The 13,659-nt window shown below is 69.0% G+C and carries 15 protein-coding genes; 13 read left to right on the top strand and 2 right to left on the bottom strand.

Annotated features, from left to right (window positions below; genetic code table 11):
* The first annotated feature begins 23 nt into the window (after positions 1-23).
* From gspD to AC6H0N_RS04575, 13 genes are all read left to right on the top strand, one after another.
* Positions 24-2,063 (top strand): type II secretion system secretin GspD, encoded by a 2,040-nt coding sequence (gene gspD, locus AC6H0N_RS04635; protein WP_497572887.1) that lies wholly within the window; start codon positions 24-26, stop codon positions 2,061-2,063.
* Positions 2,060-3,487: a type II secretion system ATPase GspE gene (gene gspE / locus AC6H0N_RS04630; protein ID WP_497572886.1), complete on the top strand. Its 1,428-nt coding sequence runs from the start codon at positions 2,060-2,062 to the stop codon at positions 3,485-3,487. The genes gspD and gspE overlap by 4 nt, the downstream gene beginning before the upstream one ends.
* Before the next feature lie 12 nt (positions 3,488-3,499).
* On the top strand, positions 3,500-4,699 hold the full coding sequence (gspF, locus tag AC6H0N_RS04625; RefSeq protein WP_497572885.1) for a type II secretion system inner membrane protein GspF: 1,200 nt from the start codon (positions 3,500-3,502) through the stop codon (positions 4,697-4,699).
* Between the two features lie 2 nt (positions 4,700-4,701).
* On the top strand, positions 4,702-5,133 hold the full coding sequence (gspG, locus tag AC6H0N_RS04620; protein WP_497572884.1) for a type II secretion system major pseudopilin GspG: 432 nt from the start codon (positions 4,702-4,704) through the stop codon (positions 5,131-5,133).
* Positions 5,105-5,572, top strand: coding sequence for a prepilin-type N-terminal cleavage/methylation domain-containing protein (locus AC6H0N_RS04615; RefSeq protein ID WP_497572883.1), 468 nt, complete (start codon positions 5,105-5,107; stop codon positions 5,570-5,572). The genes gspG and AC6H0N_RS04615 overlap by 29 nt, the downstream gene beginning before the upstream one ends.
* Entirely contained in the window at positions 5,569-5,937 is a 369-nt protein-coding gene (gspI, locus tag AC6H0N_RS04610; RefSeq protein WP_497572882.1) for a type II secretion system minor pseudopilin GspI, read from the top strand. The genes AC6H0N_RS04615 and gspI overlap by 4 nt, the downstream gene beginning before the upstream one ends.
* Entirely contained in the window at positions 5,934-6,473 is a 540-nt protein-coding gene (locus AC6H0N_RS04605; protein WP_497572881.1) for a type II secretion system protein GspJ, read from the top strand. Before gspI ends, AC6H0N_RS04605 begins: the two co-directional genes overlap by 4 nt.
* Entirely contained in the window at positions 6,436-7,332 is an 897-nt protein-coding gene (gene gspK, locus AC6H0N_RS04600; protein WP_497572880.1) for a type II secretion system minor pseudopilin GspK, read from the top strand. The genes AC6H0N_RS04605 and gspK overlap by 38 nt, the downstream gene beginning before the upstream one ends.
* Positions 7,329-8,525, top strand: coding sequence for a type II secretion system protein GspL (gene gspL / locus AC6H0N_RS04595; protein ID WP_497572879.1), 1,197 nt, complete (start codon positions 7,329-7,331; stop codon positions 8,523-8,525). The genes gspK and gspL overlap by 4 nt, the downstream gene beginning before the upstream one ends.
* A complete protein-coding gene (locus AC6H0N_RS04590; RefSeq protein WP_497572878.1) occupies positions 8,522-9,013 on the top strand; it encodes a type II secretion system protein M in 492 nt (163 codons plus the stop codon). Before gspL ends, AC6H0N_RS04590 begins: the two co-directional genes overlap by 4 nt.
* Before the next feature lie 17 nt (positions 9,014-9,030).
* Positions 9,031-9,750, top strand: coding sequence for a hypothetical protein (locus AC6H0N_RS04585; protein ID WP_497572877.1), 720 nt, complete (start codon positions 9,031-9,033; stop codon positions 9,748-9,750).
* A gap of 65 nt (positions 9,751-9,815) precedes the next feature.
* Positions 9,816-10,106, top strand: a complete 291-nt coding sequence (locus AC6H0N_RS04580; protein ID WP_497572876.1) for a hypothetical protein — start codon at positions 9,816-9,818, stop codon at positions 10,104-10,106.
* Positions 10,107-10,109: 3 nt separating this feature from the next.
* Positions 10,110-10,670: a thioredoxin family protein gene (locus tag AC6H0N_RS04575; protein ID WP_497572875.1), complete on the top strand. Its 561-nt coding sequence runs from the start codon at positions 10,110-10,112 to the stop codon at positions 10,668-10,670.
* 1 nt (position 10,671) lies between these two features.
* Here AC6H0N_RS04575 and AC6H0N_RS04570 read toward each other — a convergent pair whose 3' ends face one another.
* Both AC6H0N_RS04570 and AC6H0N_RS04565 read right to left on the bottom strand, forming a co-directional pair.
* Positions 10,672-12,621, bottom strand: a complete 1,950-nt coding sequence (locus AC6H0N_RS04570; RefSeq protein WP_497572874.1) for a PhnD/SsuA/transferrin family substrate-binding protein — start codon at positions 12,619-12,621, stop codon at positions 10,672-10,674.
* Positions 12,618-13,568 carry an ABC transporter substrate-binding protein gene (locus AC6H0N_RS04565; RefSeq protein ID WP_497572873.1) on the bottom strand — a complete coding sequence of 317 codons (951 nt, stop codon included), beginning with the start codon at positions 13,566-13,568 and terminating at the stop codon, positions 12,618-12,620. Before AC6H0N_RS04565 ends, AC6H0N_RS04570 begins: the two co-directional genes overlap by 4 nt.
* Between the last annotated feature and the right edge of the window lie 91 nt (positions 13,569-13,659).

Raw genomic sequence — 13,659 nt, 5'->3', positions numbered from 1 at the left:
TCCGATCACTTCGAGTCCCGCTGATGCTTCCCTTCGCCGTGCTGCGCCGCTTTGTCTGTGTCGCCCTCTTCCTCCCGCTGCTGTCGTGGTCGGCCGAGGACAGCGTGTCACTCAATTTTCGCGGGGCCGAGATCGAATCCGTGGTGCAGGCCATCGGCCGCATCGCCGGGCGAAACTTCCTGATCGACCCGCGCGTGAAGGGCACTATCGATCTGGTCACCAACACGCCGGTGCCGGCGAATACCAGCTATGCCCTGCTGCTGTCGGCGCTGCGTCTGCAGGGCTATGCGGCGGTCGAGGAGAACGGCGTCACCAAGATCATTCCGGAAGCGGACGCCAAGACGCACGCCGTGCCGGTGCTGGCCGACAGCGACGTCGGACTGCGCGGCGACCGGATGGTGACGCGGGTGTTCGCGCTGCGCCATGAATCGGCCAGCCAGCTTGCCGCCGTGCTGCGTCCGCTGGTGACGTCCAACAACACCGTGGCGGCGTTTCCGTCGAACAATTCGCTGGTCGTGACGGACTACGCCGAAAACGTCGAGCGCATCGCCGCCATCGTTGCCAGCATCGACATCGGCCAGGACGGCTTGAGCGTGATCGAATTGCAGCATGCGGTGGCGGCCGATCTTGCTCCGCTGGTGACACGCCTGCTGTCCGCCCAGCCCGGTGCGGCGAGCGGTGGTGTGCCGCCGCCGCAGGTGGTGGCGGAGCCGGCCACCAACATGCTGCTGATCCGGGCCGACTCGCCGGCTCAGGTGACCGAGGTGCGACGCCTGGTCAGCACGCTCGACCGGCCCGGTGCGGGCGGCAATCTGCGCGTGGTGTACCTGCGCAACGCCGATGCCACCCAGGTGGCGGCCACGCTCAATGCAGCGCTGTCGGGCGAGGCGCCGGGCGCCGGGACGGCATCGCTTGCCGGCGCCGAAGGCAGCATGCCGGTCACGGCGCGCACCGAAGCCACCGGCCGTGTCGGTGCCGTGCAGGCCGATGCGGTCAACAACGCCCTCATCATCAACGCGCCGGACGCGGTGTACCGCAGCCTGCGCAGCGTCATCGAGCAGCTCGACCGGCGCCGCGCGCAGGTCTACATCGAGGCGCTGGTGGCAGAGATATCGACCGAGCGGGCGGCTGAATTCGGCATCCAGTGGATGGGCGGCGCCAAGATCGGTTCGGGCGGTCTGGTCGGCGGCACCGGATTCGGCAGCGGCAACAGCAACCTGTTCAACCTGGTCGCCGGCAACGCCTCGGGCAACACTTCGCTGCCTGGTAACGGCCTGAACCTCATTCTCGGCGGCGGCACGGTGAACGTACCCGGCATCGGCGAGATTCTCAGTCTGGGCTTGCTGGCCCGCTTCCTCGAGAACGAGGTGCGCGCCAACATCCTGTCGACGCCCAACATCATCACCCTCGACAACGAAGAGGCGAAGATCGTCGTCGGGCGCAATCTGCCGTTCGTCACCGGGCAGTACACCAACACCGGCGGCGGCACGACGCCGACCAACCCGTTCCAGACCATCGAGCGCCGCGACGTCGGCCTGACGCTGAAGGTCAAGCCGCAGATCTCCGAGGGCGGCGCGATCCGGCTCGAGATCTTCCAGGAGGCGTCGGCCGTCATCGGCAACGCCGACACGGTGGCCGGCAGCGGCCCGGTGACCACCAAGCGCTCCATCGAATCGATGGTGCTGGTCGACGACGGCGCCATCATCGCGCTGGGCGGCCTGGTCGAAGACAGCTATGCGCTCGGCGAGGAAAAGGTGCCGCTGCTCGGCGACCTGCCGATTGCCGGCAACCTCTTCCGCTACGAGACGCGCAAGCGCGCCAAGACCAATCTGGTGGTGTTCCTGCGCCCGGTGATCCTGCGCGATGCCGGTAGCTACGATGCGCTGACGCAGTCGCGCTATGACTACGTGATCGGCCAGCAGCGCGCCGTCGCCCGACCCGGCGATCTGATGCGCGGCGAGGAGCCGCCGCCCGAACTGCCGCCGGTCGAGACCGCCGTGGTGGTTCCCGTCGCTGAGGCGCGTGCGGTGCTGCTGGATATGCCTACCGAGGTGGCGCGGTGAGCGGTTCAGCCGTTCCCTACGCCTTCGCCCGCGGTCAGGGCGTGCTGGTGGCCGCACTGGGCGCGGCCAGCGCCGAAGTGTGGGCGCGCGAGGGTGCCCACCCCGCCGCGTTGGCGGAACTGCGCCGTGAACTGGGTGTGCCGCTGAGCGTCACGCGTGTATCGCGCGCGGCCTTCGACGCCCGTCTGGCCGAAACCTACAGCGCCGGTAACGGCACGGCCGCCGAGGTGGTGGCCGACGTAGGGCAGGAGGTCGACCTCGATCAGTTGATGACCGAGCTTCCGGCGGTCGAAGACCTGCTCGAGCGTCAGGACGATGCGCCCATCATCCGGCTCATCAATGCCCTGCTGACGCAGGCAGTGCGCGAAGGCGCGTCGGATGTGCACATTGAGCCCTTCGAGCGCGAATCGGTGGTGCGCCTGCGCCGCGACGGCGTGCTACGTGACATCGCGCGCCCGCATCGCGGTCTGCACGCCGCCATGGCCTCGCGCATCAAGATCATGGCGCACCTCGACATCGCCGAGAAACGCCTGCCGCAGGACGGCCGCATCGGCCTGCGACTGGCCGGGCGGCAGGTGGACGTGCGTGTGTCCACGCTGCCCACCACGCACGGCGAGCGTCTCGTGCTGCGTCTGCTCGATCCGCGTGCCGGTCGCATCGGGCTCGACCAGCTCGGCATGGCGCCAGACACCTGCCAGCAGTTTCAGGCGCTGCTGGGGGAGCCGCACGGCATCCTGCTGGTAACCGGCCCCACCGGCTCGGGCAAGAGCACGACCTTGTATGCCGCCCTGCAGACACTCGATGCAGGCTCACTGAACATCGTCACGGTTGAAGATCCGGTCGAATACGACCTGCCCGGAGTGGGCCAGATCCAGGTCAATCCGCGCATCGAGCTCGACTTCGCCCGCGCGTTGCGCGCCATCCTGCGGCAAGACCCCGACGTGATCCTGATCGGCGAGATCCGCGACGCCGAAACCGCCCGCATCGCCGTGCAGGCCAGCCTCACCGGCCACCTTGTGCTGGCCACGCTGCACACCAACGATGCGGTTTCGGCCGTCACCCGCCTGCTCGACATGGGGATCGAACCCTTTCTGCTCGCCTCCAGCCTGCGCGGCGTGCTGGCGCAGCGGCTGGTGCGCTGTCTGTGCGAAGCGTGCAGCGCGCCGGGCGAGGTACCGGGCACGCGCGTGGCCGTCGGTTGCGCCGCCTGCGGCCACACCGGCTATGCCGGACGCAACGGCATCTATGAACTTGTCACGCTTGACGATGCGCTGACCCGCATCGTGCGCGACGGCGGTGACGAAGATGCCCTGCGTACGCTGGCCCGCCAGCACGGCAGCCGCAGCCTGGGTGACGACGGACGCCGCCACGTGGCCACCGGGCGCACCAGCGAAGACGAGCTGCAGCGCGTCATGCGCCGCTGACGGAGCACCCGCATGGCTGCCTACCGCTACCGCGCCCTGGCCGCTGACGGCCGCGAACAAGGCGGTGTCATTGATGCCGACAGCCCGCGCGGCGCACGCACCCTGCTGCGCGAGCGTGGCCTGCATCCGCTGGAGGTCGCCGGGCTCGGCGGCGGCCGCTCGGGCGCTTTGCGCGCGCGCGTGCCGCTGGCCGAGCTGACCTTGCTGACGCGCCAGTGGTCGACGCTGCTGGCTTCCGGTCTGACCGTGGAAGCGGCGCTGGCGGCCATGATCGAACAGAGCGAGCGCGAGGCTGTGCGTCGCCTGCTGGCCGGCGTGCGCGCCGAGGTGCTGGCGGGTTTCAGCCTGCACGCCGCGCTCGACCGCCACGCGACGGCTTTCCCGCCGCTGTACCGCGCCTCGGTGGCGGCCGGCGAGCGTTCCGGCGAACTGGCGCGCGTCATGCAGCAGCTGGCCGATCACCTTGAACGCGGCGGGGACCTGCGCCGCAAGACGCTGCAGGCGCTGGTCTATCCAGCCGTCGTCGCGCTGGTGGCAGTGCTGGTGATTGCCGCGCTGATGATCTGGGTGGTGCCGCAGGTGGTGGGCGTGTTTGCGCAGGGCGGCCGCACCCTGCCGCTGCTCACGCGCACCTTGATCGCGGCATCGAACTTCCTGCGTGACTGGGGCTGGCTGCTGCTGGTAGTGCTGGGCGCCGCGGGGGCGCTGGCGGTGGCGTTGCTGCGTGACGAGACGGTGCGCCGCCGCGCCGACCGCTTCTTGTTGGCCTTGCCGCTGCTGGGACGCCATCTGCGCACGCTCGACGCCACACGCTTTGCCAGCACGCTGGCCATTCTGGTGGCCAGTGGCGTGCCGCTGCTGGCGGCACTCGAAGCCGGTGGCCGCGTGGTGGCGCGCCTGCCGGTGCGCGATGCCGTGGCCGCTGCCACCGCCCGCGTGCGCGAAGGCGCCGGGCTGTCGCGCGCGCTGGCGGCGACGCGGGCCTTTCCGCCGCTGCTGGTGCACATGGTGGCCAGCGGCGAAGCCACCGGCCGCATCGAAGCCATGCTCGAGCGCGCTGCCGCGCTGCAGCAGCAGGAGCTGGAAACGCGCACCGCCACCCTCACCACGCTGCTCGAACCCCTGTTGTTGCTGCTCATGGGCGGCTTCGTGCTGCTCATCGTGCTGGGCGTGATGCAGCCCATCATCGAAATCAACACCGTCCTGAGGTAGTCATGCCCGTTCGTCTTGCCCGCCGCGCTCGCGGTTTTACCTTGATTGAGGTGATGGTGGTGATCGTCATTCTCGGCATCCTCGCCGCCCTGGTGGTGCCGCGCATCATGAGTCGGCCGGACGAGGCCCGCGTGACCGCCGCGCGCCAGGACATCGCCTCGCTGATGCAGGCGCTCAAGCTCTACCGCCTCGACAACCGCCGCTACCCGACGACCGCGCAAGGGCTCGCCGCCCTGGTCGAGCGGCCCACCGCAGAGCCCTTGCCGCCCAACTGGAAGCCCTATCTGGACCGGCTGCCGATGGACCCCTGGGGCACGCCTTACCAGTACCTCAGCCCCGGTCTGCAGGGTGAGGTGGACGTAATGAGTTTCGGCGCCGACGGGCTTGCCGGCGGAGAAGGCTTCGATGCCGATGTCGGTTCCTGGCAGCCCTGAGCGCGGCTTCACGCTGATCGAGGTGCTGGTGGTGCTGAGCATCCTCGGCATCGCGCTCGGGGGCGTGAGTCTGGCGGTGGACAGTGCGCGGCGCGATGACGTCGACCTGTCCATCGAGCGCCTGCGCATGGCGCTTGAAGCCGGTGTGGAGCGGGCCGCCGCGCGCGGCCGCCCAATCGCGCTGGAGCGTGTGCCGGGGGCCTACCGCTTCAGTGAACTGGACGTCGACGGGCGTTGGCGGGCACTGCATGAGCCGCCCTTGTTCGTGTCGCGCGAACTGCCGTCCGCTCTCGCGTGGGGCGGTGGCGAGCGGCGCACGGTGCTGACCCAGCGTGCCGCGCCGTTCGAACTGGTGCTGCTCGACGGCGGCCGGCGCCACCGCCTGGTGTCCGACCGTAACGGCCGCGTCACGCACGCCGCGCCGGTGCCGATGCCATGAACCATGCTCGCGGCTTCACGCTGATCGAGACGCTGGTGGCGCTGCTGATCGTGGCGGTGGCGCTGGTGTCGGCGCTGAACGCGCTGGGGAGCAGCGCCGATGCCGCAGCGGCGCTGCGCGAACGCACCTTGGCCGACTGGGTGGCGCAGAACCGGTTGGCCGAACTGCGCGCGCAAGGCCGCTGGCCACGGCTGGGCGTAAGCGAGGGTCGGGTCGAGCAGGCGCGCACGGTGTTCGTGTGGCGCGAGCGCGTCGAGGCCACCCAGAATCCGTTCTTCCGGCGCGTCGAGGTCGATGTGTTCGACGCCAGCGGACGCCGCCGCCTGACGCAGCTCGGCGGCTTCGCCACGAGGGCGCCGGGATGAGGCGCCAGCGCGGACTGACCCTGATCGAACTGCTCATCGCGCTGGCGCTGTTCGGCGTGATCGGCGCGCTGTGCTGGCGCGCGACAGCGCACATGGTGGACGGCCGTGCCGCCATCGGCGACGAGCTCGCGCGTTGGCGTGATATCGGCCGGGCTTTGCAGCGTGTCGAGAGTGAGCTGGCGGCTGTGCTGCCGGCCGCCGACGCCTTCGCGCGTGGCGCCGACGCAGTGCCGTCTCAGCCGCTGGCCTTCGCCACACTGGGCGAAGGGCTTGGCGCAGCGCGCAGCGCTTTTCGTGCGCAGGACGGCCGCTTCGACTGGCTGTTGTGGACCGACGGCCAGCGCGAGCAGGCCCCCGAGGTGGTGCCCTTGCTCAACGGCGTGCACGCGCTGCGCTGGCGTTTCCTGCACGACGGTGAATGGGCCGCGCAATGGCCTCCCGCGCAGGCAGGCGAAGACGCGCTGCCGCAAGCGTTGGCCCTTGAACTGGAGCTTGGCGATGCCGGCACGATCACGCGCGTTTTCGCCCTGCGCTGAGCGCCGCCAGCGCGGCGCAGCGGTGGTGCTGGCGCTGCTCACGGTGGGGCTGGCGTCGATGCTGGCGAGTGCGGCGCTGGCCGATCTGGCGCTGAGTGTCGATGTGGCGCAGGGGCGCGCCGACCATGCGCATGCGCGCCAGCTGGCGTTGGGGGCGGTGGACTGGGCGCGCCATGTGCTGGCCGACGACGGGCACAACAGCCCGGTCGATCACGCCGGAGAACCGTGGGCGATCCGCATTCCGCCCACACCGCTGTTTGATGATCCGACGCAGGGCACGATCTCCGGCTACATCGAAGACCGCTCCGGCCTGTTCAACCTCAACAGCCTGGCGCCCGGCGGCGAGTCGGACGCGGCCGCCGTCGAGCGCTTCGTGCGTCTGCTGGCGCTGCTGGGCGAACCGCCCGCGCGGGCGCAGTCGGCCGCTTTGCAACTGGTCGCCCGGTTGACGACGCGTGGCCCGCTGAGCCAGGTCGCCGACCTCGGCGCGCAACCCGGCTTCGGCGCGGCGCTGCTCGAGCGCCTCGATGCGGTCGCTACTGCGCTGCCGACGCCCACGCGCATCAACCTCAATACGGCGCCACCCGAGGTGCTGGCGGCACTGGTGCCCGGCCTTGGACTGGACGTGGCGCGGGCCTTGGTGGCCGGTCGGGAGCGCGCCTGGTTTCGCAGCACCGGCGAGTTCAAGGCCCGTCTGCCGCAGGGGCTGAGCCTCGCCGACGCAGCGCAGGCCGATGTGCGCAGCCGCCATTTCCGTATCACCGTGCAGGGCCGACACGGCGTCTCCGTCACCCGCATCGAAGCCCTCGTCGACCGCGACCGCGGCTGGCCGACGATTCTCTGGATGAAAAGCCCATGAATCACCGCCTCATCGTATTCGTCAGTGAGCACTGGCCGCAGCCGGCCAGCGCCGATTGGGTGGCCCTCGACGCGCGTTGCGGCGTCTGCGCGAGTGGCCGCAGCGAGCCGCAGCACTGGCCGGCAGCCGAGCGCTGCGTCGCTGTGTTGGGCGGCGCGCAGTGCGTCTGGCAGGAAGTGGTGCTGCCGCCGGCCGCAAGGCGCGAGCAGACGCGTTTGCTCGCCTACGCGCTGGAGGAACGCTTGCTGCGCGACCCCGACAGCCAGCATCTGGTGGTGACCCACAGACGTGCCGCCGAAGAGGCCGGTGAAGGGCGCCGCACCGGCGTGCTGACCGTTTCACGGTCGCGCCTGCGCCAGGTGGTGGCAGCCTTCGAGTCGCTGGGCCGGCCGCTTGAACAGGCCTGGAGCGTCTTGCACACCGCGCCAACGGAGGCCGACGGGTGGACCCTGTCGTTCGCGCCGGATGCCTCCGCGGTGTTGCGTTGCGGAGAGCACGTTGCCTATGTGATGGAGCGCGGCGACGGCACCGCGGACGGCGTCGTGCAGGCCGTGGCCGACTTCCTCGAACATGGCAGCCCGACCGCCGGGCCGCCCTCGCGGCTGACCCTGCATGCCGCTCCGGACGATGCGCGCGCCATCGCTTCGGCGTTGCAGGCAAGCTGGGCGCTGACGGTGGATTGTCTGCCCGCGAGTGCGTGGTGGCTGCCGCCCCGGCCGGCGGCCGATTTGCTGAGCGGGGAGTTCGCGCCACGCGCCCGTCGCCATGGCTGGACCAGCGTGCGCGGGCCACTTGTGCTGGCCGGTTTGGCGGCGGCGCTGTGGACCACGGTGGCGCTGGCTGATCTGGTGGTGCAGCGCATTAACCACGCTGCGCTGCTCGAGCGCACAACGCGCGTGTTTGCCGACAGTGTGCCGGGTACGCCGGCAGTGGTGCCGCCGGTGCAGTTGCGGCGTGCGCTGGACGAGGCCCGTGAGGCCCGCGGCGAGCTGCTTGCCGGGGACATGCTGAGTTTGATGGCGGCGCATGTCGAGGCGGATGGAGCGCTGCCCACGAAATTGGACTACGCCAAAGGCAGCTTGCGGCTGGAGCTGGCCGCTGAGCCGCCCGCGGCCTTGTCAGGACGTCTCGCAACGGCGGGCGTGAGCGCGCGCATCGAGGGGCGTCGGGTGGTGATGGGGGCCGTGCGATGAAGACAACCGCGAATGCCTGGATCGCTCATGCGAGCGCATGGTGGTCCGCTCGTGAGCCGCGCGAACGCGATGTGCTGCGCGTCGCCTTGCTGGTGGGCTTGGTGGTGGTGGGCGGACTGTTGCTCGAAGCGTTGATCAAGGAGCGCAGCCGTCTCGCGCGTGCAGTGCCGCAAGCGCAGGCGACGCTGGCACGCATGCAGGACGATGCCGCCGAGCTGATGCGTCTGCGCACGCTGCCGGCGGCTGCCGCAGTTCGCCCGGAGACGCTTGCGTCGGCGGTGGCATCGGCCGCGGCCGCGCGGGGGCTGGAGGTGCAGGTGACGCCGGTGGAGGGCGGTCTGGCCGTGAGCGGCCGAGCCGAACTGGCGCAGCTGGTGGAGTGGCTGGCCGTCGTGCAGGCTGAACTGCGGCTGCGTCCGGTGCGGGCGCAGTTCGACGGCGGCGCGCTGGACCTCTTGCTCACCTGGCGCGACGGGGCCGCGCAATGATGCGCTGGGCCGGGTGGATGTTGGCCACTCTGGTGTGCGTGCTGGTAACGGCCCCGGCGGTGTTGGTCGATGCGGCGTTGCGGCAGGTCAGCGACGGTCGTTTGCGGATGGCTGAACCGGAGGGGTCGATCTGGCGCGGTGGCGGTCATCTGGCAGCGGCCGACGGGCACGATGCGCTCATCCCCTGGGCGCAGGTGTCGTGGCGCTTCGAGCGCTCGGGGCTGGACGGGATCGGCTGGATGCTGGCACTGGACGGCGTACCGTCAGCGCACGCGCTGCTGCGGCAGGACGGCCTTGCCATCGAGGCCGTGGCGCTGGAACTTCCCCTCGGGCCGTTGGCTGCATCGGTATCGCATCCGCTGGCGCAAGCGGGGTGGGCGGGACGGCTGCGGGTGCAGGGGCAGGGCCTGCACTGCGACTGGCACGGCGTTTGTCGGGGTGGTGGAGAGGTGGTGCTGGAGGGCGTGCGTACGGCAATCCTGCCAGGCGGTCGGCTCGGGGATTACCGCGCCACGGTGGCGCTCGCGGCGCAGTCGCAGGCGTTGCGGCTGGTCAGCGCACCGCACAGCCGGCTGCGTCTGGACGGACGCGGCGAGCGCGGCGGTGACGGGAGTCTGCGCGCGGGTTTCGATCTGTCCGGCGATACCGAGTTGATGCGCATTCTGCCCGGGCTGCTGCATGGATTGGCTCGTGCGCAGGGGGACGGCGGCCTGCGCATCGACTGGCCGCGGCAGTAACGGAGCTTGCGTGGATGGGCGTGCAGGGCAGACAATCGTGTCGTTCGCCCCATGAGGCTCGCACCATGAAAATCCAGCAAAAGCAGATCGATCCGCGCACAAGCCGCCTGAAACGGGCCAATTTTTTCTTTCTGGTTACGGCCACGCTGTTCGTGATTCACCAGAACGTCTTCCGCCCGGCACCGCCCTCGGCTGAGGTGCCGGTGGTGGCGCAGGCCATGCAATACCAGCCGCAGACGCCGCCGCCCGGATTCGATCCGGAGCAGACCAGCAACGAGGAGCTCGACCTGTCGGTGCGGCCGGAAGAGCGCCCGTACTCGATGCACTGGGAGCCGGTGCTGCCGTCGGGCGACTGAAGCATGGCACTGGTCGAATCGACCATGCTGCCACTCGGAACGCCAGCTCCGGCGTTCCGTCTGCCTGAACCCGCCACCGGCAAACTGGTGGCGCTGGACGACTATGCGACGGCCGATGCGGTGCTCGTCGCCTTCATCTGCAACCACTGTCCGTATGTTCATCTGATCCGCGAGGAGCTTGCGCGCTTTGCGCGTGACTACTTTCCGCGCGGTCTGGCGGTAATTGCAATCAATGCCAACGACGCGACCAGCCATCCGGCCGACGGGCCGGAGCGCATGAAGGACGAGGTCGCGCGCTTCGGCTATATCTTCCCGTACCTGCGCGATGAGGGTCAGGACGTGGCGCGTGCTTACCGCGCCGCGTGCACACCGGACTTCTTCCTGTTCGATGCTTCGCGTCGGCTGGTCTATCGTGGCCAGTTCGACGATGCCCGCCCGGGCAATGACATCCCGCCCAGCGGGCATGACCTGCGTGCGGCCGCCGATGCGGTGCTGGCGGGCCTGCCGGTGTCGATACAGCAGAAGCCGGGTATCGGCTGCAACATCAAATGGAAGCCGGCCTGATTCAGGCTGGTGTGGTGTCGACGTCGCCGCCGAAGACATGGAAGCGGTTCTTGCCCGACAGCTTGGCGCGGTACATGGCCTGATCCGCCTGACGCAGAAACTGATCGGCGTCCATCGAGGCCTGTTGCGGGAAGAACGCCAGCCCGATGCTGGCCGAGACCCGGAGCATTTCTCCCTGATACGGCACCGCTGAGCCCAGCGCTTCGAGCAGACGCTGGACCAGCGCAATGCTGGCGGCCTGATCGGTCTGGTCGGCCATGACGGTGACGAACTCGTCTCCGCCCAAGCGCGCCACGGTGTCGCTCTCGCGCAGCGTCGTGCGCATGCGATCGGCCAGCACCACCAGCAGGTGATCGCCGGCCTGGTGGCCATAGCGGTCGTTCACTTCCTTGAAGCCGTCCAGATCGATGTAGGCCAGCGCGAGCTGGCGGTCGCCGCGCCGCGCCCGCGCCATGGCGTGGTTGAGCCGGTCGGCCAGCAGCACGCGATTGGGCAGACCGGTGAGCGCGTCGTAGTGCGCATTGCGCTTGAGCTGGGCTTCGATTTCCTTCTGGCGCGTGATGTCGACGAGCAGCATGACGAAATGCGACACCGCATCGTCCGGCCCGCGCACCGCCGTCATGGTCATCAGATGGGCACGCTCCTCGCCCGAGCGATGCTGGCTCCAGATCTCGCCTTCCCAGTAGCCATGTTCGGCCAGATTGCTCTGCAGGGCGGCATAGAAGGCCTCGCTCTGCCGCGCGGAGCTGAAGATCTGCGGCGCCTTGCCGACAGACTCGCTGCGGCTGTAGCCCGTCAGCCGGGTGAAGGCCTCATTGACGTCCATGATGCGCTGGTTGGCATCCGTGATGATGATGCCCTCGCGTGCATGGGAGAACACGCTGGCTGCGAGCTCTATACCGGACTGCGCCAGATCGCGCTCGCGCATCAGTTGCACGAGCTGGCGGTTGCGTCGCGAGAGTTGCATTAGCAGCGCGGAGATCACCACAACAGCAGCCACTGCGGCGGCCAGGTACGGCCAGTATTGCTCCCACACGTCGTGCGGAGAAATGGTTGGCGCGGCCTCGTAAGGCGGCATGCGCAGCGTGCGGGCGAGCTGTTCCACCGGCAGATAATCAGCCGGCGGCGCAAAGCCACCGAGATGCGCTGCGCGCGCCGCCGGATGCTCGGGATGCAGCGTCAGCAGCGCGGTGGTGATGCGACGGACAACGTCGTGATCGACCGAGGATAGCGCCACGAACGGCCACTCCGGATACAGTCGGGTCGAGATGGCGTAGGGGAAACCGGCGAGCGCTTGCGGGTTGATGACTTTCAGCTCGGACCGGTCGAGCTGGCCCGCGGCGGAGAGGCTCTCGAGAATGCCGGTGCGGATGAAGCCGGCATCAACGTCGCCGTCCAGCACGGCGTTGACGACCGCATCGTGGCGCCCCAGAACGACGCGGTCGATGGTTCGTTCCGGATCGATGCCGGCGTCGATGAGTTCCAGCGCCTGAGTCTGGTAGCCGCCGAGGTAACGCAATCCGGGAATGCCGATGCGCTGCCCACGCAGATCAGTCAGCGTGTTCAGATCCGCACGGTCGGCCCGCGCGATGATCACGCCGCCAAGCGATTCGATCGGCGTGCCGTCTTCGCGGCTGATCACGGTGGCCAGCACGCCGCCCAGGCTGTCGCGGCTGCGTACGATGAGGTAATGGCTGGGGTTGGTCAGCACCAGGTCGAGCTGGTGCTGCGCCATGGCCTGTTCGAGTTCGTCCTGCTCCAGCACGCGCAACTCGACCGTGGCGTTCGGCAGCTGTGCGCTGAGGTAGTCGGCCAGCGGCTGGTAGCGCTCGACCATGACCGGCTTGGGGCGGAAGGCGAAGACGCCGAGCACAAGCGTCTGCGCGGCATCGGCCAGCAGCGGTGCTGCCAGCAGCAGCACCGTAAGGCAACGGACGAGCAGCCTTGTCATGCCCGCTTCACCTTGTCGGGTAGAAAGCTGGCGTCAATGAGGTTGTCGATATTGACGGAGCGGCCGTTCGAAAGCATGCCGGATAGATTCTCGGCAGCCCGCTGCAGGGTGCCGTCCGCGGCCAGCATGCGGCGGTTTTGAGCGAGATCGGGTAGCGCCAATCCGGCAAACGCACGCAGTGTTTCGTCCAGGCTCAGGCCGCGCCAGGCAGCGATACGGCGCGTGGCGTCGTCGCGGCTGACGCGCAGGTGCTCGAGCCCACGCAGATGCGCGGTGATGAGATCGCGAATGCAGCTTGTGCGCCAGCGCATGCGGTCGTCGCGCACGGCCAGCACGTCGAAGATCGTGCCTGGAAACTGACGGCTGTCGAAGATGCGCCGTCCGCCGGCGCGCTCGATCAGCGCATCGCTTGGCGCGTAGGTGATGACCGCGTCGACCAGACCGTCATTCCATGCGGCGACCTGGCGATCGTGCGGCAGATCGACCACCGTCACCTCGCTCTCCAGCAACTGCCCCGCCGCGAGCAGCTTGTGCAGCACGATGCCCCCCACTGCCGAGCGTTCCACCGCAATGCGCCGTCCGCGCAGCTCGGCAGGGCTCGCGATGTCGGAACGCGCCAGCACGACATCCGCACCAACCGACTCGTTCATCACCAGAATGACGGACAGTGGCAGACCTTCGGCCCGCGCAGCCAGTACCTCGTCGAGCGTCAGCGCCGCGCCGTCCAGCGTGCCGGCACGCAGGCCGGCGAGCGATTCGCTTGCGCTGCTCAGCTTGTGCAGCGCAACAGTCGAAGGCAGCCAGCCGAAATGTTCGGCCAGATACAAGGGCTCGTAGCCGGGCCACGGCTGGATGCCGATTGTCAGCGCGTTTGCGGGGTTGCAGCCGGGCAAGGCCGTCAGCATGGCCATGCTGCCGAGGCTGGTCAGAAAGCGGCGTCTAAGCATTCCGGAATTCTAATTTGCACCTGCACCAAATGGGTGAATTCCTGCATTGCCGAAGGGGTTTTAAGGGCTCGATCGTGGCATTTGCCGCAAT

The sequence above is a fragment of the Pseudazoarcus sp. NS34 genome, from assembly GCF_059703725.1.
Note: the sequence above shows the minus strand (reverse complement) of the source record. Positions and strands in the feature narration are given on the sequence as shown.

Bases quoted from the DNA above. Each gene is read 5' to 3' on its own strand.
- gspD (WP_497572887.1), top strand. From the start codon at position 24: ATGCTTCCCTTCGCCGTGCTGCGCCGCTTTGTCTGTGTCGCCCTCTTC.
- gspF (WP_497572885.1), top strand. From the start codon at position 3,500: ATGGCTGCCTACCGCTACCGCGCCCTGGCCGCTGACGGCCGCGAACAA.
- gspG (WP_497572884.1), top strand. From the start codon at position 4,702: ATGCCCGTTCGTCTTGCCCGCCGCGCTCGCGGTTTTACCTTGATTGAG.
- AC6H0N_RS04615 (WP_497572883.1), top strand. From the start codon at position 5,105: ATGCCGATGTCGGTTCCTGGCAGCCCTGAGCGCGGCTTCACGCTGATC.
- gspI (WP_497572882.1), top strand. From the start codon at position 5,569: ATGAACCATGCTCGCGGCTTCACGCTGATCGAGACGCTGGTGGCGCTG.
- AC6H0N_RS04605 (WP_497572881.1), top strand. From the start codon at position 5,934: ATGAGGCGCCAGCGCGGACTGACCCTGATCGAACTGCTCATCGCGCTG.
- gspK (WP_497572880.1), top strand. From the start codon at position 6,436: ATGCCGGCACGATCACGCGCGTTTTCGCCCTGCGCTGAGCGCCGCCAG.
- gspL (WP_497572879.1), top strand. From the start codon at position 7,329: ATGAATCACCGCCTCATCGTATTCGTCAGTGAGCACTGGCCGCAGCCG.
- AC6H0N_RS04590 (WP_497572878.1), top strand. From the start codon at position 8,522: ATGAAGACAACCGCGAATGCCTGGATCGCTCATGCGAGCGCATGGTGG.
- AC6H0N_RS04585 (WP_497572877.1), top strand. From the start codon at position 9,031: ATGTTGGCCACTCTGGTGTGCGTGCTGGTAACGGCCCCGGCGGTGTTG.
- AC6H0N_RS04580 (WP_497572876.1), top strand. From the start codon at position 9,816: ATGAAAATCCAGCAAAAGCAGATCGATCCGCGCACAAGCCGCCTGAAA.
- AC6H0N_RS04575 (WP_497572875.1), top strand. From the start codon at position 10,110: ATGGCACTGGTCGAATCGACCATGCTGCCACTCGGAACGCCAGCTCCG.
- AC6H0N_RS04570 (WP_497572874.1), bottom strand. From the start codon at position 12,621: ATGACAAGGCTGCTCGTCCGTTGCCTTACGGTGCTGCTGCTGGCAGCA.
- AC6H0N_RS04565 (WP_497572873.1), bottom strand. From the start codon at position 13,568: ATGCTTAGACGCCGCTTTCTGACCAGCCTCGGCAGCATGGCCATGCTG.